Source organism: Providencia sp. LY12, from assembly GCF_057621555.1.
In genome coordinates this window covers 4050661-4072250 of record NZ_CM172594.1, presented here as the reverse complement: position 1 = coordinate 4072250, position 21590 = coordinate 4050661, and the positions used below count along the sequence as shown (strand labels likewise).

The window sequence follows — 21590 nt, the reverse complement described above, 5'->3', positions numbered from 1 at the left end:
ACGATCTTGCTCGGAAATGTCCGATCTCGATGTTCCAACAATGTTAAATAACACAAATAGATCTGCTTGAGTTAAAATAGGCGTTAATATCAATATTGAATGAATTTTATCATTATAATTGGCTTCGCTAACTATGAAAGAACGCACAGTACAACTTGCTAATGAAGAGCAAACAGTCGCGCTTGGGTGCACGATCGCTATGGCCTGTAAACAAGGCGCAGTTATTAACCTGTATGGCGATTTAGGTGCAGGAAAAACCACATTTAGTCGTGGATTTTTACAAGCATTGGGCCATCAAGGCCATGTAAAAAGCCCAACCTATACACTCGTTGAGCCTTATGAATTAGCGGATAGACACGTTTTTCACTTTGATCTGTATCGCTTAGCTGATCCTGAAGAACTTGAGTTTATGGGGATCCGCGACTATTTTTCAGACAACTCAGTTTGTTTAGTGGAATGGCCACAGCAGGGTAAAGGCTTCTTACCTGAAGCGGATCTGGAGATCCATTTAACCTATCAAGATGAAGGGCGTCAGGCTCGGGTTGTCGCTTTTTCGACAACCGGAGAGTCGTTATTGGAAGCGTTAACGGTATTCTAAGGAACATATAGCTCATGATGAATGCATCGATGAACAGAATAACTACCAAGGGTATTTTTTCTCTTTTCTTATTATTGATGATGTTTGCTCTGGCTCTGGTGACATCAACCGCCAAAGCTGCATCTCTCTCTAATATTCAAGTTAGTAATAGCCCTTCACAGGCGCAAGTGACATTAACATTTGTTGATGGAAAGCCTGATTATTCCTACTTCCCGTTGCACTCACCAGAACGCTTAGTGATTGATGTTCAGCAACGTGGTGAAATTATTGGCTTACCACTTAAGCTACCGAAAGGGGACTTGGTGAAGCAAGTTCGCGCTAGCCAAGCACCTGATAGCCAGCACAAACGTATCGTCCTTGAGCTTTCTCAAGCGGCAAAAACTAAAGCGGTTGTTCAGCAGGTTTCTGGTCAATACCAAGTTGTCTTTACGGTATCAACAGGTAAAGGACAGACATCAAATTCATATAATAATACCGTGATGCCAGCCCAGCCAACGGCAACGCCATCCACACGTAATTCGCAGCCTGTTCAGCCGGTACAAGAAAAACCATTAAAAATGAATGTACCAGCGGTGGCTTCATCGACCACGCCATCAACCCCAGCAACGCCAACCAAAACCTTGCCAAAAGGTACTAAGCAGGTGGTGATTGCGATTGATGCGGGCCATGGTGGAAAAGACCCAGGGGCGATTGGTAAAAACGGTTATAAAGAAAAAGACGTGACACTAAGTGTGGCGCGTAAATTGTATCAAAAACTGGATGCAGATCCGATGTTTAAGCCTGTAATGACAAGGGACGGAGACTATTTTATTTCCGTCAGTGGTCGTTCAGACGTTGCTCGTAAGAAAGGCGCCAACATGCTGGTTTCTATTCATGCTGATTCAGCACCAAACAGTAGCGCTCGTGGGGCATCCGTTTGGGTACTATCTAATCGCCGAGCAAACAGTGAATTAGGTAGTTGGTTGGAGCAACGTGAAAAGCAATCTGAGCTTCTTGGTGGGGCGGGTGACGCACTTAGTGGTGCAGATCCGTATTTAAGCCAAGCGGTATTGGATTTACAGTTTGGGCACTCACAACGTGTGGGTTACGATGTTGCCGTTCATGTCATTCAGCAGCTCAGAAAAATTGGTAATATTCATAAGAAAACGCCAGAACATGCGAGCCTTGGCGTACTACGTTCTCCCGATATTCCATCCATTTTAGTGGAAACTGGGTTTATCAGTAATACATCCGAAGAGCAGCTATTGAAGTCCAATGATTATCAAGAAAAAGTGGCTGATGGTATTCACCAAGGGTTACGTCAGTACTTTTTAGCGAATCCGCTGCAAGCAGCGCCAAAATAAGTGAATTAGGTTATGGCAATCCAGATCCTTTCTCCTCAATTAGCAAACCAAATAGCAGCGGGCGAAGTGGTCGAAAGACCCGCCTCCGTGGTTAAAGAGTTAGTCGAAAATAGCCTTGATTCAGGGGCAACTCGTATCGATATCGAGATTGAGCGAGGAGGAGAAAAGCTGATCCGGATTCGGGATAATGGTTGTGGGATCAACAAAGATGAATTGATCCTCGCTTTAGCGCGCCATGCCACCAGTAAAATTGCCACATTAGATGACCTTGAAGCTATCATGAGCATGGGTTTCCGTGGAGAAGCCCTTGCCAGTATTAGCTCTGTTTCCCGCCTGACATTAACCTCCAAACCTGCTGAGCAGACTGAGGCATGGCAATCCTATGCAGAAGGTCGTGACATGCAGGTGACGGTAAAACCCGCAGCCCATCCAAATGGCACAACGGTCGAAGTGCTGGATCTCTTTTACAATACGCCAGCTCGTCGCAAATTTATGCGCACAGAAAAAACCGAGTTTGGGCATATTGATGAAATCGTGCGTCGAATTGCACTTTCTCGCCCTGATGTGGCAATTAATTTGTCGCACAATGGCAAATTAGTTAAGCAGTATCGTGCAGCGCAAGATGCCAATCAGCATGAGCGCCGTTTAGGCTCAATCTGCGGAACGGGTTTTATGCAAGGCGCGTTAGCGCTTTCATGGGAGCACAGTGATTTAGGAATCAAAGGCTGGGTAGTTACACCATCAACGACGTCTAGCGGAGTCAGTGATATTCAGTATTGCTATGTGAATGGTCGTATGATGCGCGATAAGCTGATCAACCATGCGATCCGTCAAGCTTATGAAGGTCATTTGGATGAGAATCAACAACCTGCTTATGTGCTGTACTTGACCATCGATCCAAAGCAAGTGGATGTGAACGTCCATCCCGCTAAACATGAAGTGCGTTTTCATCAAGCTAGATTAGTGCATGATTTTATCTATCAAGCGGTACGCGCTGTATTGCTTAATGCACTGACGGAAAATGAACTTCCAGGAATAGAGCCTGTATCCAACGAAGTTGAAAATCGTGCATCTGCTGGGGATAACTACTTTGCATCTCCGGCTTCACCGGAAATAGAGAAACCACAAGGATCTCAACGGATTCATGCTCAAGAGCCTTCACTTTCTTATGGTGAACCACGAAGTGAATCAGTCATGGGCAAAAGTCGCTCTTTTGCTTCGGACAATGCAGGCAAATCCAGTCCAACACCAAGCTATCAACGCTCAGAGCCAAGCTATGAACGTAAAGCGGGTGAACTGTATCAACGTTTGATGTCGATTCCCGTTGCGCCTGAAGATAAAAAACCGTTATTCCCAGAAAGAAAGCCGTTGAATGTCAGTCCTGTAGATAGCCAATCTGTAGCGAAAAGTGCGGATAACTACCAATTCGGTAAAGTATTGACAATTTACGCAAAAAACTTTGCATTAATTGAGTCTTCATTAGGGATAATCCTGTTATCCTTGAATGAAGCGAATTACTTACTCAAGCTGGCTCAATTAACGCCAGAAAATGGTGGATTAAAACCTCAACCGTTGCTGATTCCCTTAAAATTGTCACTAAAAAGTGACGAAATAGAGGTTTTGCAACGTTATAAGGAACAATTGACACTATTTGGTATCGATGCCTCGATATTTCATGGAAAAGTAACAATTCATACGGTATCGTTACCGTTAAGAACGCAAAATTTATCGCAGCTTTTTTCTGATTTAATCGTGTTTTTGTCAGCAAAAGAGAGTGTCTCGAATGAAAATATCGCGCAATGGCTAGCAAATGCGATTTCACAGGCAAAAAACGAAGAAAGTTGGAGTTTGGCGCAGGCAGTTCAATTACTGGCTGATGTTGAGCGGATCTGTCCGCAGTGGGTTACAAATCCACCGCCAACATTATTACAATTAATTAATTTACAACCCGTGGTAGCTACACTGACAAATGAGTGATTTAGTAACTCAACAAAAACCTAATGCCATCTTCTTAATGGGGCCAACGGCTTCGGGCAAAACGGCATTGGCCATCGAATTACGCAAGCATTTGCCTGTGGAGATTATTAGTGTCGATTCGGCATTGATTTATCGAGGAATGGATATTGGTACCGCGAAGCCTAATCAAGAAGAGCTTAGCCAAGCCCCGCATCGTTTGATAGATATCCTCGATCCATCTCAGCCTTATTCTGCGGCTGATTTTCGTCGTGACGCATTAAATGTAATGGATGAAATTTCGTCTCAAGGTAAGATTCCATTACTGGTTGGCGGCACTATGCTTTATTTTAAAGCCTTATTAGAAGGGTTATCACCGCTGCCATCAGCCTCTCCAGAAGTGCGTGAGGCAATTGAGAAGATAGCGCAAGAACAAGGTTGGGCTGAAGTACACCGCCGTTTGGCTGAGGTCGATCCCGTCTCTGCGGCTCGTATTCATCCTAATGATCCACAAAGATTATCCCGAGCTTTAGAGGTATATCTCATTTCGGGACAAACTTTGACTGAAATGACTCAAACAGCAGGCACAGAATTGCCTTATAATGTGTTTCAGTTTGCTATTGAGCCACAAGATCGTAAAATTTTACATGAGCGTATCGAACGTCGTTTTCGTTTAATGCTAGAAGCAGGGTTTGAAGACGAAGTGAAAGCGCTATACCAACGAGGCGATCTTCATGTTGATTTACCTTCCATTCGTTGCGTAGGTTATCGACAAATGTGGTCTTATCTCGATGGTGAAATAGATTATGATGAAATGGTTTATCGAGGGATTTGCGCGACGCGCCAATTGGCTAAACGGCAGATCACTTGGTTGAGAAGCTGGGACAATGTTCATCGGTTAGATAGTGAACAACCTCAGCAAGCGCTTGACACCGTTATTCAGGTTATTAGTGCATAGGGCTATTCTTTGTGTACAATTAAAGCGTTAAGCGTAATTTTTGAGTAGTAATTTTTAGGAATCGTAAGATTCTCATTTAAAAAACAACAAAATAAGGAAAACATAGAATGGCTAAGGGGCAATCTTTGCAAGATCCGTTCCTGAACGCATTACGTCGTGAAAGGGTTCCGGTCTCTATTTATTTAGTTAATGGTATTAAATTGCAGGGTCAAATCGAATCTTTTGACCAATTTGTTATTTTGCTGAAAAACACAGTTAGCCAGATGGTTTATAAACACGCTATCTCTACTGTGGTTCCAGCACGCCCTGTTTCTCATCATAGCGGTACTGGTACTGCTGGCGCTGGCAATGGCAACTACCACGGTGGTGCTTCTGCTGGGCAAGATGGCGAATCAGCTGAGTAAGACTGTACGCTAAAAACAAGGAAAGCATGGGTAGGGAGACTATACCTGTGTCTTTCCTTTGCAATTATTGTTTAGCCTAAGAGGTTACACCTTGTTTGATAGGTATGAAGGCGGTGAACTAGCTGTACTGGTTCATGTCTTTTTTGATCAAGAAAAAGACATTGATAATTTAGCAGAATTTGAGTCTTTAGTGACGTCTGCTGGCGTTAAACCTGTACAAATAGTAACTGGCAGCCGTAAGGCTCCCCATCCAAAATTTTTCGTTGGGGAAGGGAAAGCTGAAGAAATCGCTGAAGCCGTCGAAGCTAGTGGTGCTGATGTGGTGTTATTTAACCACACACTTAGCCCTGCTCAAGAACGTAATCTCGAACGGGTTTGCCAATGTAAGGTCGTTGATCGTACAGGGGTAATTTTAGATATATTTGCACAACGTGCGCGTACGCATGAAGGTAAACTTCAAGTTGAATTAGCTCAATTACGGCATTTATCCACTCGCTTAGTGAGGGGATGGACGCACCTTGAGCGACAAAAAGGCGGGATTGGTTTACGTGGTCCCGGTGAAACTCAGCTTGAAACTGACCGCCGATTACTCAGAGATAAAATCAAACAGATTTTATCTCGTCTCGGACGAGTCGAAAAACAGCGTGAGCAAGGTCGTCAATCAAGAAGCAAAGCAGATATTCCAACTGTTTCCTTGGTGGGCTATACCAACGCCGGAAAATCCAGTTTATTTAATCGGATGACGTCGGCAGATGTTTACGCAGCAGACCAACTGTTTGCTACGTTAGATCCTACTTTACGTCGTATTGATGTTGATGATGTAGGAACTGTCGTTTTAGCGGACACTGTGGGTTTTATTCGCCACCTTCCACATGATCTGGTTGCTGCATTTAAAGCAACTCTGCAAGAAACGCGTGAAGCCACTTTACTGCTCCATGTGATTGATGCAGTTGATGTCCGACTGGATGAAAATATCCAAGCGGTTGACAGTGTGCTGGAAGAAATAGATGCAAATGAAATCCCAACACTTTTAGTGATGAACAAAGTTGATATGCTCGACGATTTTGTCCCGCGTATTGACAGAGATGAGGATAACAAGCCAGTTCGTGTCTGGGTTTCAGCGCAAACAGGTGAAGGTATCCCTTTGTTGCTTCAAGCATTAACGGAACGCCTTTCAGGTGAGATCGCACATTTTGAACTGCGTTTACCACCGAATGAAGGTCGCTTACGGAGTCGTTTTTATCAACTTCAATCCATCGAGCGTGAATGGCAAGAAGAAGACGGCACTATTGGACTTGAGGTGCGTATGCCAATGGTGGATTGGCGACGCTTATGCAAGCAGGAGCAACAATTACCTAACTATGTTGTTTAAAAATGATGTTAAAACAGTTAGTTGACTGAATTAACCGCAACACAGTTAGGCAATGGAATTGATATTAAGAGCCCAATATCCTCGACTTGATTCAAGACGCCCATGGGTGAAATGAATGATGAGAAATATCGCTCTTAGCCCTAAAAATCAATCATAAAGAATGGAGCTAAAACATGGCGTGGAATCAGCCCGGTAATGACGGACAAGACCGCGATCCGTGGGGAAGCGGCAATAAAGGCAGCAACTCTGGCGGGAACAAAGGTGGTCGGAAACCTGGGGCTTATGATCTCGACGATCTCTTTCGTAAAATAGGCAGCAAGCTTGGCGGCGGCGGTAATAAAGGCGGCGGTGAAGGTAATAACAAACAGCCATCACAGCTGAGCGGTCGTTTAGGTATGTTAGCACTTGCTGCGGTTGTCGTAGTATGGGCAGGCTCAGGCTTCTATACCATTAAAGAAAGTGACCGTGGCGTAGTATTACGTTTTGGTGAATATAGTGGTGTTGTCGGACCTGGTCTGAACTGGAAACCAACGTTTATCGATCAAGTCGTTCCTGTGAACGTTGAAACCGTTCGCGAGCAAGCGACTAACGGTATGATGCTGACATCAGATGAAAACGTTATCCGCGTTGAAATGAACGTTCAGTACCGTGTTACCGATCCTGCTCAATACCTGTTCAGCGTGACGAATCCTGATAATAGCCTGCGTCAAGCGCTGGATAGTGCGGTGCGTGGCGTTATTGGTCAATCTGCTATGGAGCAAGTATTGACTACGAATCGAGCCTTTATCCGTGATGTTACGCAGAAAGAGCTAGAAGCAACGATTGCACCATACAAAATGGGTATTACCCTGCTGGACGTCAACTTCCAAGCGGCTCGTCCGCCTGAAGATGTTAAAGCGGCGTTTGATGATGTAATCTCCGCAAGGGAAGAAGAACAAAAAACAATTCGTGAAGCGCATGCTTACCGAAATGAAGTTCTGCCTCTCGCGAAAGGTAACGCGCAACGTATGATCGAAGAAGCTGAAGCTTACAAGGCGAGCGTCGTCTTCAAAGCAGAGGGTGAGGTCGCAAGCTTCGCGAAAATGCTACCTGAATATCGTGCTGCACCAGAAATTACCCGCGAGCGTTTATACATAGAAACGATGGAACGCGTATTAGCAAATACACGTAAAGTAATTGCTAATGATAAGAGCAACAGCATGTTAGTCTTGCCGTTGGATCAAATCATGCGTGGTGCGACGGGCAATACGACTGCGGCACCAAAAGTGAATCAGTCAGCAAGAATGACGAACTCAACGAACAATTCATCTTCTACGAGTTCAGCGCCTGCGCAGCCAAACAATCCTGTGCGTGGTGATGCAGTTAGAGTAGGGAGACAATAATCATGCGTAAGTCATTTATTTTTGTAGTGATTGCTGTTTTAGCCGTTGCCTACGCATCAATCTTTATTGTTCCTCAAACTGAGCGCGGTATTGTATTACGCTTTGGTAAGGTTTTACGTGATTCTGAGAATAAACCCATCGTTTATGAACCAGGTCTGCATTTCAAAGTTCCATTTATTGAAACTGTGAAAATGCTAGATGCACGTATTCAGACGTTAGAAATTCAAGCTGACCGTTACCTGACTAGCGAAAACAAAGACTTAATGGTGGATTCATACCTGAAATGGCGTGTCACTGATTTCAGCCGTTACTATGTAGCGACTGGTGGTGGTAACCCATTCCAAGCAGAAACCCTGTTAAAACGTAAGTTCAGTGACCGTTTACGTTCTGAGTTTGGTCGTTTAAGTGTTAAAGACATCATTACTGACTCTCGTGGTCGTTTAACTGTTGATGTTCGCGATGCACTGAACAAAGGTACAGCAACCGACGAAGCAACCAAAGATGCTGATGCTGCAATTGCAGATGCGGCGGCTCGCGTTGAAAAAGAAACTAACCTGAAGCCACTGGTTGTGAACGCAAACAGTATGGCGGCGTTAGGTATCGAAGTGGTTGACGTGCGTATCAAACGTATTGAATTACCAAATGAAGTTTCTGAAGCCATCTATGCACGTATGCGTGCAGAGCGTGAAGCGGTAGCGCGTCAGCACCGTTCACAAGGTCAGGAAGAAGCGACTAAAATTCGTGCGGTAGCGGATAAGACAGTAACAGAAACACTGGCAGAATCAGAGCGTACAGCACTGACCCTGCGAGGTGAAGGTGATGCAATGGCAACGAAACTGTTTGCTGATGCATTCAACCAAGACCCAGAGTTTTATGCCTTTATTCGTAGCCTGCGTGCTTATGAGCAAAGCTTCAAAAGTGGTGATGACGTAATGGTGCTTAGCCCAGATACAGATTTCTTCCGCTTTATGAAGGCGCCAACTAAGCTGCGTTCAACGGATTAAATGATAAACAGCTTAAGTTACGTGCAACGAGCTTAAATTACTGTTAATCTAATAAAGAAAAGCCCGCTTCGGTGGGCTTTTTTTCGCCTGTCGTTTTAAGTGATGGATTTTTCAGGGAAAATTTGAGCTGCTCAGGTTGGGAAAATTCACTTTGAGTCTACGACAGAAATAAAACTACCATTTTACTTGCTTTCTAGAAAAAAATTTTTGTAATGCCAAAATATCACTGGAACAGTTCATTTTTGATGGTAGAATTCATTTTTAAGCAACCGAGTGTATTTCGAAATGGGTAAGAACGTTGTCGTACTGGGCACCCAATGGGGTGACGAAGGGAAGGGCAAGATCGTTGACTTGCTGACAGAACGAGCTAAATATGTAGTTCGCTATCAGGGCGGCCATAATGCTGGCCATACTCTTGTTGTAAACGGTGAAAAAACCGTTCTCCACTTAATTCCATCCGGTATTCTTCGTGAAAATGTCATCAGCATCATTGCTAATGGTGTTGTTCTTGCGCCTGATGCTTTAATGAAAGAGATGAAAGAACTGGAAGACCGCGGTGTTCCTGTTCGTGAGCGTTTACGTATCTCTGAAGCATGCCCACTGATCCTGCCTTACCACATCGCATTAGACAATGCGCGTGAAAAAGCGCGTGGAGCAAAAGCTATCGGTACAACTGGTCGTGGCATCGGTCCTGCATACGAAGATAAAGTTGCACGTCGTGGTCTGCGTGTTGGTGACTTATTCGATAAAGCAACTTTCGCCGAAAAATTAAAAGAAATCATCGAATACCATAACTTCCAACTGGTTAACTATTACAAAGAGCCTGCGGTTGATTACCAAGAAACATTAGATTACATCATGTCTGTTGCAGATCTTCTGACTAGCATGGTAATTGATGTTTCTGATTTGCTCTATAAAGCACATCAGAAGAATGAATTAGTGATGTTTGAAGGTGCGCAAGGTACTCTGCTGGATATCGACCACGGTACTTACCCGTATGTAACTTCTTCAAACACAACAGCGGGTGGTGTTGCAACAGGTTCTGGCTTAGGTCCACGTTACGTGAATTACGTACTGGGGATCATCAAGGCTTATTCAACACGTGTTGGTGCGGGTCCATTCCCAACTGAACTGTTCGATGAAACGGGTGAATTCCTGCGTGAGAAAGGCCAAGAATTCGGTGCAACCACGGGTCGTAAGCGTCGTACTGGTTGGTTAGACATCGTAGCTATTAACCGTGCTGTACAAATTAACTCTCTGTCAGGTTTCTGCTTAACTAAGCTGGACGTTTTAGATGGCTTAAAAGAAGTAAAAATCTGTGTAGGTTATCGTCGTAAAGATGGCACCGTGTTAGAAACTACACCTTTAGCAGCTGATGAGTGGGAAGGCTTAGAGCCAGTGTATGAAGTCATGCCTGGTTGGAGCGAAACGACTTTCGGCGTTAAAGAAAGAGGGTTATTACCAAAGGCCGCTTTAGCTTACATCAAACGCATTGAAGAACTGACTGGTATCCCTGTTGATATTATTTCAACTGGCCCAGACCGTTCAGAAACGATGATCCTGCGTGATCCGTTTGACGTTGAGTAATAGACAGAACAGCGCTCACTGAGCGCTGTTTTTTTATCTCTCCCATTTTCCTTCCGATGAATTCCTTTTTGATAAAACGCTAAAATTTTCAGATAATATCCATCAAGTTGAACATTATGTGCCATTACAAGCATCTTTACGTGCAAGGATGGGCTAGACTAAAACTAAGGCGATATACTGTAGAAAATCGTTCAAAATGTACTTTAGATGGTAGCCAGAAAACAAATATAACGAAAATGGCAGATAAGTATTTCACGACATATTTGTAGCACCAAAAAATTTTTGAGGTGATTGTGCAGCTGACAAGTTTTACTGACTATGGGTTACGCGCCCTAATCTACTTAGCCGCTCTAGAAAAAGGGCAAATGACGAGTATTACACAAGTTACTGAAGTATATGGTGTTTCTCGTAATCATATGGTTAAAATTATTAATCAGCTAAGCCACCTTGGCTATGTAAAAGCCACCCGTGGTAAAAATGGCGGGATCGCACTGGGTCAACCGGCGGAATCAATTCGGATCGGTGATGTTGTCCGCGCATTAGAACCACTCACTCTAGTCAATTGTAGTGGCGAGTTTTGCCATATTACGCCCGCTTGCCGCCTAAAAGGTGTGCTGCAAAAGGCAATACAACAATTTTTACAAGAACTAGACCAATATACGCTAGCGGACATGGTCAAAGATAATAGTCCGCTGTATCAATTACTGCTCGATTAATGTCTCAGTAATTTATCACTCTGATGACAATGGAGGTAACAATGTCAAACGATCCTTTTCAGGAAAGAGAAGCAGAAAAATACGAATCCCCAATTCCGAGTAGAGAGTTTATTTTAGATCTCTTATCTAAGCGCACAGCCCCTGCAAACCGTGAAGAAATTGCACAGCTACTCAACCTCTCTACGGAAGATGAATTGGAAGCATTGCGTCGTCGCTTACGTGCGATGGAACGTGATGGACAGTTAGTTTTCACTCGCCGCAAATGTTATGCATTACCAGAACGCATTGACCTATTAAAAGGTAAAGTTATTGGCCACCGTGATGGCTATGGTTTCTTGCGTGTCGAAGGTAAAAAAGAAGATTACTACTTATCTCAAGATGAGATGAAGCGAGCTTTACATGGTGATGTGATTTTGGCTCAACCTTATGGTCAAGACCGTAAAGGGCGTACTGAAGTGCGTGTTGTACGTGTATTAGAGCCGCGCAATAACCAAATTGTTGGACGCTATTTTATTGAAGCAGGAATGGGGTTTGTTGTTCCCGATGATAGCCGTTTAAGTTTCGATATTTTAATTCCGAAAGACAAACAGTGCGGCGCCCGTATGGGTAACGTGGTGGTGGTAGAATTAGAAACTCGCCCACAACGCCGCTCTCAAGCTGTTGGGAATATTATTGAAGTACTCGGTGAAACCATGGGTACGGGTATGGCGGTCGAAATCGCATTACGTACTCATGAAATTCCGCACTCTTGGCCGCCACAAGTGACAAAGCAAGTGGCTGATTACAGTGAAACAGTCCCTGAAGCTGCGAAGAAAGGGCGTGTGGATCTGCGCGATCTTCCACTCGTCACCATCGATGGCGAAGACGCTCGTGACTTCGATGACGCCGTTTACTGTGCACCGAAAAAAGGTGGTGGTTGGCGTTTATGGGTGGCGATTGCGGATGTGAGCTATTATGTCCGCCCACAAACGGCACTGGATACGGAAGCCCATAGCCGTGGTAACTCGGTCTATTTCCCATCCCAAGTTGTGCCAATGCTGCCGGAAGTACTGTCTAACGGGTTATGTTCACTAAACCCAGGCGTAGATCGTCTGTGTATGGTGTGTGAAATGACGGTTTCGGCATCCGGAAAACTCTCTTCATATAAATTCTATGAAGCGGTGATGAGCTCTCACGCGCGTTTAACTTACACCAAAGTGTGGAAAATGCTGCAAGGGGATGAAGAGCTACGCGAGCACTACAAAGCGTTAGTACCTCATATCGAGCATTTACACCAATTATACAAAGCGTTAGATGCAGCACGTATTGAGCGTGGCGCTATCTCGTTTGAATCTGAAGAAGCCAAATTTATCTTCAATGCGGAACGTCGCATTGAGCGTATTGAGCCTGTAGAGCGTAATGATGCACACAAATTAATTGAAGAGTGCATGATTTTAGCTAATATTGCGGCGGCGCGATTTGTTGAGAAAAACGAAGAGCCTGCACTATACCGTGTGCATGACCGTCCGAAAGAAGAGAGCGTTATGAACTTACGCTCAGTATTCAGCGAGTTAGGTTTAACTCTGCCGGGTGGCATGAAGCCAGAGCCAAAAGATTACGCCCAAGTAATGAACGAAGTCGCTGAGCGCCCAGACCATGAGCTATTGCAGACCATGATTTTGCGGTCAATGAAGCAAGCGATTTATGATCCAGAAAACCGAGGTCACTTTGGTTTAGGTCTGAAATCGTATGCGCACTTTACCTCGCCAATTCGTCGTTATCCTGACTTAACTTTGCACCGTGGTATTAAATACCTACTGGCAAAAGAGCATGGTCATGGAGATAAGCGCTGGACGGAAACTGGCGGATGGCACTCCGATATGGACAGCATGCTGCAATTGGGTGAGCACTGCTCACTGACCGAGCGCCGCGCAGATGAAGCTACCCGTGACGTCGCAGATTGGTTAAAATGTGACTTCATGCAAGACCAAGTGGGACAAGTGTTTACTGGACTTATCACTAGCGTGACAGGTTTCGGTTTCTTTGTTCGCTTAAATGACCTATTTATTGATGGCTTAGTGCATATCTCAACCCTCGATAACGACTATTATCGTTATGATGCGGTTGGACAGCGCTTAATTGGTGAATCTTCCGGTACAACTTATCGCCTTGGCGATGAAGTGGAAATCCGTGTAGAAGCGGTACATATGGATGAGCGCACCATTGATTTTGCTTTAATTTCAACGACACGAAAAGCGAAAAACCCGGGTAAAACCACGCGGGATAAGATGAAGAAAGAAGTTAAAAATGCGACACGTTCAGCCCGTCGAAAAGGCGATGTGAGCAAAGAGAAAAACTTCGAACCTGATTCTGCATTTCGTCGTTCAGAGAAAAAAAGCAAGAAAGACAGCAAAGACGCGAAACCTGAAGGTAAAGGAAACGGTAAAGCGAAAAGCAAAAAGCCGTCCGATAAAACCAAAAAAATCAGTGCCAAGTTAAAAGCAAAACGCGTGGCGAAAAAATCCCAAAAACAAGAGGGATAAGCGCGTTTCATGATACAAGGTGGCGGGCAATCGCCACCTTTTGATTTTCCACCTATTTAATGTTCTCAACCTAAAAGATATTTATGAGCGAAATTATTTACGGCATTCACGCAGTGAAAGCCCTGCTTGAGCGTTCTCCGCAACGTATTAAAGAAGTCTATATTTTAAAAGGTCGTGAAGACCGCCGCCTGATGCCTATCGTTCATGAAATCGAAGCGTTGGGCATTGTGGTGCAAGTGGCAAATCGCCAATGGATGGACGCACAAACTGAAGGTGCGGTACACCAAGGGATTATCGCCAATGTGTTAGCCGGTAAACAGTATCAAGAAGGGGATCTTCCAGATTTACTGGAAAGCACCGAATCGCCATTTTTACTGATCCTCGACGGTGTGACTGACCCACATAACTTAGGTGCGTGTTTACGTAGTGCAGACGCAGCCGGTGTTCATGCAGTGATTGTTCCTAAAGACAAATCCGCACAATTGAACGCAACCGCGAAGAAAGTGGCATGTGGCGCGGCGGAAAATGTTCCGCTGATCCGGGTGACTAACTTGGCAAGAACCTTACGTTTACTGCAAGAGTACAATGTGTGGATTGTCGGCACCGCTGGCGAAGCTGACCATAACTTGTATCAAAGTAAGCTGACAGGCTCTATTGCACTCGTGATGGGCGCGGAAGGTGAAGGTATGCGTCGTTTGACTCGCGAACATTGTGACGAGCTGATTAGCATCCCAATGGCGGGCTCAGTTTCATCGCTGAACGTCTCTGTGGCAACGGGCGTGTGCCTGTTTGAAGCAGTACGTCAACGCATTGCCAAATAAATCATAAAATAATTTTTGCTTAATTTGTCCCCATCTCTTGAGTTTTTTATCTGGGATGGGTATAGTTACGCGTCAATTTTTTAGCCGCACTCAACAAGTTCCTTGCCTCCGCGGGCCGCGGTTAACCCAGACAGGAGGCTAATAATCCGTAAGGAGCAACTACTAATGCGTCATTACGAAATCGTTTTTATGGTCCATCCTGACCAAAGCGAACAGGTTCCGGGCATGATCGAGCGTTACAGTGCTGTTATCACTAACGCACAAGGTCAGATTCACCGTCTGGAAGACTGGGGCCGTCGTCAACTGGCTTACCCAATCAACAAACTGCACAAAGCTCACTATGTTCTGCTGAACGTAGAAGCTCCACAGGAAGCGATTGATGAGCTGGAAACTAACTTCCGCTTCAACGATGCCGTTATCCGCAGCATGGTTATGCGCTTAAAACACGCAGTAACAGAAGCTTCTCCAATGGTCAAAGCCAAAGACGAACGTCGCGGCCGTGACATGTCTGATGATTATCAAGACGAAGAAGCAGAAGAAACTGGGGATTCTGAAGAGTAATTGCTCAGGTGATCACTAATCGTCTGGTGCTGACAGGCACAGTCTGTAAAGCATTGATTCGAAAAGTGAGTCCGTCCGGCATTCCACATTGCCAGTTTGTTTTAGAACATCGTTCTGGACAACAGGAAGCTGGAATGTCACGGCAAGCATGGTGCAGAATGCCCGTCATTGCCAGCGGACAAGCCTTACAAACCCATACTCACAGTATAACGGTCGGCAGTCTGATTACTGTTACAGGTTTCATTAGTACCCATCAGGGACGTAATGGAATCAGTAAATTAGTCTTACATGCCGAGCAGATTGATTTGATAGATTCTGGAGACTAGCCATATGGCACGTTATTTCCGTCGTCGCAAGTTCTGCCGTTTCACAGCGGAAGGCGTTCAAGAGATCGACTATAAAGATATCGCAACGCTGAAAAACTATATCACTGAAAGTGGTAAAATTGTACCAAGCCGTATCACCGGTACTCGTGCAAAATATCAACGCCAGCTCGCTCGTGCTATCAAGCGCGCTCGCTACCTGTCTCTGTTACCATACACTGATCGTCATCAGTAATTGGTACAGTCCATTAACGACTAATAGAGGATAAGGTAATGCAAGTTATTCTGCTTGATAAAGTAGCTAACCTAGGTAGCCTGGGTGACCAAGTTAACGTTAAATCGGGCTACGCTCGTAACTTCTTAGTACCACAGGGCAAAGCTGTTCCTGCAACTAAGAAAAACGTTGAATTCTTCGAAGCTCGCCGCGCTGAACTGGAAGCTAAATTAGCTGACGTTCTGGCAGCAGCACAGGCTCGTGCAGCAGCTGTTACTGCGCTGGGTTCTGTTACTCTGGCTTCTAAAGCTGGTGACGAAGGTAAACTGTTCGGTTCAATCGGTACTCGTGACATCGCTGACGCAATCACTGCGGCTGGCGTTAAAGTTGCGAAAAGCGAAGTTCGCCTGCCAAACGGCGTTCTGCGTACTACTGGTGACCACGAAGTTCACTTCCAGTTACACAGCGATGTTTTCGCAGAGCTGAACGTTATCATCGTTGCTGAGTAATCAATAATGATGATAGTTGCCACTGTTAACGCGGTGGCACAATAAAAAAACACCGGGAATCCGGTGTTTTTTTATTTCTAACGTATGCAAAACTTACTGATTAACTGAACATTGGTAATCCAGCAATTCTCCCGCACTACCTAAATTAAACTGCCAAACATCCATCCGATTCGCTAATAATACCATCGAACCATCTTTCAGCTCCGTCACCGCCAGTCCATAGTTCCCCATGCTGTCATTATGTGCTTGAACATATTCATTTAGCTGCTTGAAAGGGCTTTGTTGGCTATCTAACTTTTTCGCCCAATATTCATGCCCTTCCAATTCCACTGGAAAAACATGCCACTCAGATTTAATCGCATCTGCATGTTGGTTAACTAGCTCAATAACCTGCGGTTTTAGGCAAGCAATATGGATATGAAGTTGATCTTGGGAACGCCCATATTGTGAATTAATCGCTAAAGCGAGTTTATCATCGCTAATAACGGGTTGACCCGCGGGGCTAACACTCTCACGTTCATTCCAGGCAAGCGTAAAGTAATCCGGACTATTATCTTCGAGTAATAAAGGGGATTCGATACCACTGACTCTATCGGTTGGCAGTACCAAATTATGAACCGGGCCTTTTTTATCTTTGAAGAGTACATAGCGATTGTCTAAATCCACTTTCATGCAAGATGGATTACGCTGGTCAGGATCATTGATAGCAATGCACTGCTGGCTAATGATATTCCACAGCCCATCTGCATGGTATTTAATCCATGAAATATAGCCAATAAGACTGAGTAGTAGGAGTAAAACTACGGCGGCAATAATTTTAATGAGTTTCTTTTTGCAGGTATTGTTGTTTTTCTGCATAGATTGTCCTGTTCTTTTCCCTGTTTAACTATTAAGTGTAATAAAGAACAGTGATTATACGTAGTTTATGGTGAGAAACGTCATCAAATAACGTCTAAATTGAATTTTTATTCTGAAAATAAAAGAAAGGTCGGGGTATTGTATGAAATCCCCGACGTTAAAATATAAATTAAGGTGTTCGGTAATAGCTACCATCGCTTAAGCGTGTAAAGCTATAGGTTTGACCGTTGGTTGCTGTAATTTCCAGCTGTTGAACTTCACCTTTCCCATTGGCTTTCAATCGGATTTTCTGCCCTTGCTGCAAGTTGCTAAGGGGTTTTTCTGAGCCTTCAGCTTTTGCCATGATAAAGGCATCATTTGCCTGCAAGTTATTATCACGAAATAGCTGCGCCAATGTTTTTCCTTTCTGAACGCGATAATTCTGCCATTCATTAGCTGACGGGCGTGTGGTTGGTGGCGTGGATGGCTGTGATGGCACGCTGGTGCTTGGCTGCTGTGTCAGCTGAGATGTTTGCGGCTCTTGAATAATTTCAGGTTCACTTGGCAATGATGGTGATGTATCTGGGATGTTGGTTGTCGGTTGTTCTGGCTGCGATAACACCGTATCCGGGATTGGATTAGGCTGCGAAGTCGGTGGGATCACGATAGGTTGGTTTGGCACATTGCTTGTATTATTTTGCGTGGAATTAGATTTATCGCCAGTAGGCCAAAATAAGGCAGCAATAACGATCAGCGCTAGAATAGCAATTCCATAGCGATGAAAAGTGGATAGTCTCAACATGACCCCTCCTATATTTGAGGAATAATTAATCACAGACGTTTTAACGCATACTAGCACTATTTACGCGTAAATTAACAAGTTGAAGACTAATTTAGGAGAACACTGAATAATTTAGACAGTTTTATTCTTCCGTTATCGGGTTTAGGTTTACCCATAGGAAAGGGGCTGCTATCCTTGGTTTTTCTCAAAAAATGAAATGGGTATTTTCATGGCAAACCAAAACTTTGATTCAGTAGAAGCTCAAGCGAGCTATGGCATTGGTCTACAAATTGGACAGCAATTATTAGAATCAGGACTAGAAGGCTTAGTTCCAGACGCAATTTTAGCGGGTCTGACTGATTCTTTAGAAGGCAACATGCCATCAGTTCCAGTTGAAGCTCTGCATAAAGCACTGCGTGAAATGCACGAGCGTGCAGATGCAGTTCGCCAAGAGCGTCAAAAAGAACTGGCTGCAGAAGGTCAAAAATTCTTAGATGAAAACCAGAAGAAAGACGGCGTATCGACTACTGAGTCTGGTTTGCAATTCTCTGTGATCAACCAAGGTGAAGGCGCAATCCCAGCGCGTTCTGACCGTGTTCGCGTTCATTACACCGGTCGTTTAATTGACGGTACTGTGTTCGACAGCTCCGTACAGCGCGGTCAGCCAGCAGAATTCCCAGTAAGCGGCGTGATCCCAGGTTGGATTGAAGCGCTGACATTAATGCCAGTGGGTTCAAAATGGGAATTATACATTCCTCATGAATTAGCTTACGGTGAGCGTGGTGCTGGCGCATCCATTCCTCCATTCAGCACCCTCGTTTTCGAAGTTGAGTTACTGGAAATTTTATAATTTTCTGACTGACTTACAGAAAAGAATAATCGCCTCATTCGCTTGCCATTTTGGTATAGCTAATGAGGCTTTTTTATTAGCGTAAATATTCTGCTCTTGTTACTCTTAAAGGCTTAGTGTCATTAGGGGAAATAAAATGCGCCAACAACTCTGTACACTTGCCCGAGAGGCGGGTGATGCCATCATGAAAATCTACAATGAGCATGCGCCATTGCAGGTTGAACATAAACAAGATGATTCCCCTGTCACGGCTGCGGATATTGCCGCCCATCAAATCATCAAGGAGGGGCTTTCACGTTTAGCACCTGATATCCCTCAACTTTCAGAAGAAGATCCACCAGAATGGTCTGTACGTCGTGATTGGCAACGTTACTGGCTTATTGACCCATTGGATGGAACTAAAGAATTCATTAATCGCAATGGTGACTTCACCGTGAATATTGCGTTAATTGAAAATGGCATTCCAGTCATGGGTGTGGTTTTCGCACCCGCAAAAGGGTTGATGTATTACGCCGAAGGCTCTCAAGCGTGGAAAGAAGAGCATGGGCAAGTTCAGCGTATTCATGTCAAAGCTGCGACGCCACCTGTGGTGGTGATCAGTCGTTCTCATCAAGACTCCCAATTGATGGCGTACCTCGCTAACCTTCCAGATCATCGCACTGCGGAGATAGGTTCATCGCTAAAATTCTGCCTAGTGGCTGAAGGCAGCGCACAGTTATACCCACGTTTTGGACCTACCAATATCTGGGATACAGCCGCAGGACATGCAGTGGCATTAGGTGCTGGGGCTAGCGTGGTGGATTGGCAGGGAAATACACTGGATTATTCCCCGAGAGAGTCTTTTTTGAACCCCGGTTTTGAATGTCGTTAAGATAGCGAAAATAGCAAGATAATAAAAAGTCGGGTAGCTAATGATCAACTTACCCGACTTGAACAACATGATTCAATGCTTAGTTATCTAATTGCAGCACTTTAGCTGTTGCAGTACGAATATCTAAACATGCTTTTGCATCCTGTTTTAAATCAATTCCATAAGTTGGAATGATAGTCTTCAATCGAGCTTCCCAACCATCCGCAGAGAGTTGATCTGCAAAGCAGGTTTTCAGTACGTTGAGGGCGATAAACGCCGCAGTCGATGCACCTGGTGATGCGCCCATTAATACGGTGAACGATTTATCTGCACTCGTAATCAACTCTGTACCGAACTCCAATACGCCTTTTTTCACTGGATCTGGTTTAATGATCTGAACGCGTTGGCCTGCGACCACTTCTTTCCAATCTTCACGCTGCGCATCAGGATAGAATTTTTGCAGCATAGAGAATTGATGAGCAGACGTTTGCAGTACTTGTCCCACGAGATATTCAGCTAATGACCAATCATCTTTCGCGATGGCAAGCATCGGTTCAATATTGTTCAGTCTGATGGAATCAAACAGATCCAAATAAGATCCATGTTTTAGGAACTTACTCGAGAAACCAGCATACGGTCCAAACAGTAAAGAGCGTTTTCCGCCGATGATGCGGGTATCTAAATGCGGTACAGACATCGGTGGCGAGCCTTTATCGGCTTTTCCGTAAACTTTGGCGTGGTGGCGAGCCGCCACTTTTTCATCATCACAGCGCAACCAAATTCCACTCACAGGGAATCCGCCGTAGCCTTTACCTTCCGGAATACCGGATTTTTGCAGTAATTCAATGGCGCGACCACCGGCTCCCACAAAAACAAATTTTGCGGACGTAATGGTTTTTTCGTGAGTCAGAAGGTTCTTCACTTCCACATTCCAGCGCCCATCAGGCGTCTGTGTCACATCAATCACTTCATGTTTATAGTGAAGAGAAAACCCGTTCTGTTCGCTCAGTTGCGCCATCAATAAGTGGGTTAAGGCACCGTAATCTACATCAGCCCCAGTAACGACACGGGTAACCGCAATTTTTTCATTAGGATCACGACCTTCAACCACTAATGGCGTCCACTCATCAATCTGTTTTAGGTCATCGCTGTATTCCATATTGTGGTAACAGTGATGGGCAGACATTTGACGGAAACGTTGTTGTAAAAACTTGATGTTGTCTGCACCAGATACAAAGCTCATGTGCGGACAAGGATGGATAAAGTCCCGTGGATTTTTGATTTTGCCTTTGGTGACTAAGTAGGACCATAGCTGACGAGACAGGTCAAATTCAGTGTTTACTTCAAGGGCTTTGCTGATATCTACCGTGCCATCAGGGTTTGGCGGGGTATAGTTCATTTCACAGTTTGCTGCGTGACCTGTCCCCGCGTTATTCCATGGATGGGAACTCTCTTGGGCACAATCATTTAATCTTTCGAATATCGCGATAGTGAGATTTGGCTCCAGCTCTTTAAGAAAAGTGCCGAGGGTGGCGCTCATGATCCCCGCACCGATTAGCGCGATATCAACATTTTCTGCAATGGGTTTAGTCATGGAAATCCCTATTTTTTATTCGGAGTGAAACACAAGTCTGTACCGTCTTGATACACCACATAAGCGCGTCTCCAAGGTTCATCACCAATCAGACGCCATTTGTGTCCTGTTCCGGTGTTGTCTTGAGCAAGCAGAATGTCACCTGGTTTGATAATAAATGTGGAGCCATCTTTGGTTTCGAACTCTAAGGTACCAGTGAGGGTGATTACATAGCGAGGAACGGGGTCTTTATGCCAATCCCACGAGCCACCTGAAACGGTTTCGCGGAAGGTGAGTTCACTGACGGCAATGGCAGGGCTTTGGTCATCTCCACGAGCAACACCATTCAGTTCAATGGTGCCTTCTTCAAACAGAGAGTTACCGTCTTCACCTGTCCACATACGAATACAACGGATCATCTTATTTAGCTCC

22 protein-coding genes are annotated in these 21590 nt (G+C 44.7%); 18 read left to right on the top strand and 4 right to left on the bottom strand.

Annotated elements, in window-relative coordinates; translation table 11 throughout:
• Window positions 1-133 precede the first annotated feature (133 nt).
• From tsaE to rplI, 16 genes are all read left to right on the top strand, one after another.
• Window positions 134-598, top strand: coding sequence for a tRNA (adenosine(37)-N6)-threonylcarbamoyltransferase complex ATPase subunit type 1 TsaE (tsaE, locus tag ACY3ZI_RS19275; protein WP_487375717.1), 465 nt, complete (start codon window positions 134-136; stop codon window positions 596-598).
• A gap of 14 nt (window positions 599-612) precedes the next feature.
• Window positions 613-1941, top strand: a complete 1329-nt coding sequence (amiB, locus tag ACY3ZI_RS19270; protein ID WP_181477678.1) for an N-acetylmuramoyl-L-alanine amidase AmiB — start codon at window positions 613-615, stop codon at window positions 1939-1941.
• A gap of 12 nt (window positions 1942-1953) precedes the next feature.
• Window positions 1954-3918 (top strand): DNA mismatch repair endonuclease MutL, encoded by a 1965-nt coding sequence (gene mutL / locus ACY3ZI_RS19265; RefSeq protein WP_487375716.1) that lies wholly within the window; start codon window positions 1954-1956, stop codon window positions 3916-3918.
• Window positions 3911-4852: a tRNA (adenosine(37)-N6)-dimethylallyltransferase MiaA gene (gene miaA, locus ACY3ZI_RS19260; protein WP_211886842.1), complete on the top strand. Its 942-nt coding sequence runs from the start codon at window positions 3911-3913 to the stop codon at window positions 4850-4852. Before mutL ends, miaA begins: the two co-directional genes overlap by 8 nt.
• A 107-nt stretch (window positions 4853-4959) precedes the next feature.
• Entirely contained in the window at window positions 4960-5256 is a 297-nt protein-coding gene (gene hfq / locus ACY3ZI_RS19255; RefSeq protein WP_006662385.1) for an RNA chaperone Hfq, read from the top strand.
• A gap of 91 nt (window positions 5257-5347) precedes the next feature.
• A complete protein-coding gene (gene hflX, locus ACY3ZI_RS19250; RefSeq protein WP_211886844.1) occupies window positions 5348-6628 on the top strand; it encodes a ribosome rescue GTPase HflX in 1281 nt (426 codons plus the stop codon).
• Window positions 6629-6801: 173 nt separating this feature from the next.
• Window positions 6802-8010 carry an FtsH protease activity modulator HflK gene (gene hflK, locus ACY3ZI_RS19245; RefSeq protein WP_154628847.1) on the top strand — a complete coding sequence of 403 codons (1209 nt, stop codon included), beginning with the start codon at window positions 6802-6804 and terminating at the stop codon, window positions 8008-8010.
• A 2-nt stretch (window positions 8011-8012) separates the two neighbouring features.
• Entirely contained in the window at window positions 8013-9014 is a 1002-nt protein-coding gene (gene hflC, locus ACY3ZI_RS19240) for a protease modulator HflC (RefSeq protein WP_132496337.1), read from the top strand.
• Between the two features lie 285 nt (window positions 9015-9299).
• Window positions 9300-10601: an adenylosuccinate synthase gene (locus tag ACY3ZI_RS19235; RefSeq protein WP_211886846.1), complete on the top strand. Its 1302-nt coding sequence runs from the start codon at window positions 9300-9302 to the stop codon at window positions 10599-10601.
• A 293-nt stretch (window positions 10602-10894) separates the two neighbouring features.
• The gene (gene nsrR / locus ACY3ZI_RS19230) at window positions 10895-11317 is read left to right on the top strand and encodes a nitric oxide-sensing transcriptional repressor NsrR (protein ID WP_036948950.1); all 423 of its coding nucleotides are present in this window, start codon (window positions 10895-10897) and stop codon (window positions 11315-11317) included.
• Window positions 11318-11358: 41 nt separating this feature from the next.
• Window positions 11359-13839, top strand: a complete 2481-nt coding sequence (gene rnr, locus ACY3ZI_RS19225) for a ribonuclease R (protein WP_487375715.1) — start codon at window positions 11359-11361, stop codon at window positions 13837-13839.
• Between the two features lie 83 nt (window positions 13840-13922).
• A complete protein-coding gene (rlmB, locus tag ACY3ZI_RS19220) occupies window positions 13923-14660 on the top strand; it encodes a 23S rRNA (guanosine(2251)-2'-O)-methyltransferase RlmB (RefSeq protein WP_154603050.1) in 738 nt (245 codons plus the stop codon).
• Window positions 14661-14825: 165 nt separating this feature from the next.
• A complete protein-coding gene (rpsF, locus tag ACY3ZI_RS19215; protein ID WP_006657979.1) occupies window positions 14826-15221 on the top strand; it encodes a 30S ribosomal protein S6 in 396 nt (131 codons plus the stop codon).
• A gap of 8 nt (window positions 15222-15229) precedes the next feature.
• A complete protein-coding gene (gene priB / locus ACY3ZI_RS19210; RefSeq protein ID WP_036948958.1) occupies window positions 15230-15547 on the top strand; it encodes a primosomal replication protein N in 318 nt (105 codons plus the stop codon).
• Window positions 15548-15551: 4 nt separating this feature from the next.
• A complete protein-coding gene (rpsR, locus tag ACY3ZI_RS19205; protein WP_000135199.1) occupies window positions 15552-15779 on the top strand; it encodes a 30S ribosomal protein S18 in 228 nt (75 codons plus the stop codon).
• A gap of 38 nt (window positions 15780-15817) precedes the next feature.
• The gene (rplI, locus tag ACY3ZI_RS19200; RefSeq protein WP_036948960.1) at window positions 15818-16267 is read left to right on the top strand and encodes a 50S ribosomal protein L9; all 450 of its coding nucleotides are present in this window, start codon (window positions 15818-15820) and stop codon (window positions 16265-16267) included.
• A gap of 93 nt (window positions 16268-16360) precedes the next feature.
• Here the strand turns inward: rplI and ACY3ZI_RS19195 are convergent, their stop codons facing one another.
• Together ACY3ZI_RS19195 and ACY3ZI_RS19190 are read right to left on the bottom strand one after the other, a co-directional pair.
• A complete protein-coding gene (locus ACY3ZI_RS19195) occupies window positions 16361-17125 on the bottom strand; it encodes a CDP-diacylglycerol diphosphatase (RefSeq protein WP_211886851.1) in 765 nt (254 codons plus the stop codon).
• A gap of 169 nt (window positions 17126-17294) precedes the next feature.
• Window positions 17295-17906, bottom strand: coding sequence for a LysM-like peptidoglycan-binding domain-containing protein (locus ACY3ZI_RS19190; protein WP_211886853.1), 612 nt, complete (start codon window positions 17904-17906; stop codon window positions 17295-17297).
• A gap of 208 nt (window positions 17907-18114) precedes the next feature.
• Between ACY3ZI_RS19190 and bamJ the strand changes: the two genes are divergently transcribed.
• A complete protein-coding gene (gene bamJ / locus ACY3ZI_RS19185) occupies window positions 18115-18735 on the top strand; it encodes a BamJ family beta-barrel-assembly machinery protein (protein ID WP_036949262.1) in 621 nt (206 codons plus the stop codon).
• Window positions 18736-18871: 136 nt separating this feature from the next.
• Window positions 18872-19606 (top strand): 3'(2'),5'-bisphosphate nucleotidase CysQ, encoded by a 735-nt coding sequence (cysQ, locus tag ACY3ZI_RS19180; RefSeq protein WP_487375714.1) that lies wholly within the window; start codon window positions 18872-18874, stop codon window positions 19604-19606.
• A 79-nt stretch (window positions 19607-19685) separates the two neighbouring features.
• On the opposite strand, the gene mqo is transcribed toward cysQ, so the two are convergent.
• Together mqo and ACY3ZI_RS19170 are read right to left on the bottom strand one after the other, a co-directional pair.
• Window positions 19686-21179 carry a malate dehydrogenase (quinone) gene (mqo, locus tag ACY3ZI_RS19175; protein ID WP_487375713.1) on the bottom strand — a complete coding sequence of 498 codons (1494 nt, stop codon included), beginning with the start codon at window positions 21177-21179 and terminating at the stop codon, window positions 19686-19688.
• Window positions 21180-21187: 8 nt separating this feature from the next.
• Window positions 21188-21577 (bottom strand): cupin domain-containing protein, encoded by a 390-nt coding sequence (locus ACY3ZI_RS19170; RefSeq protein ID WP_211886860.1) that lies wholly within the window; start codon window positions 21575-21577, stop codon window positions 21188-21190.
• Window positions 21578-21590: the final 13 nt, after the last annotated feature.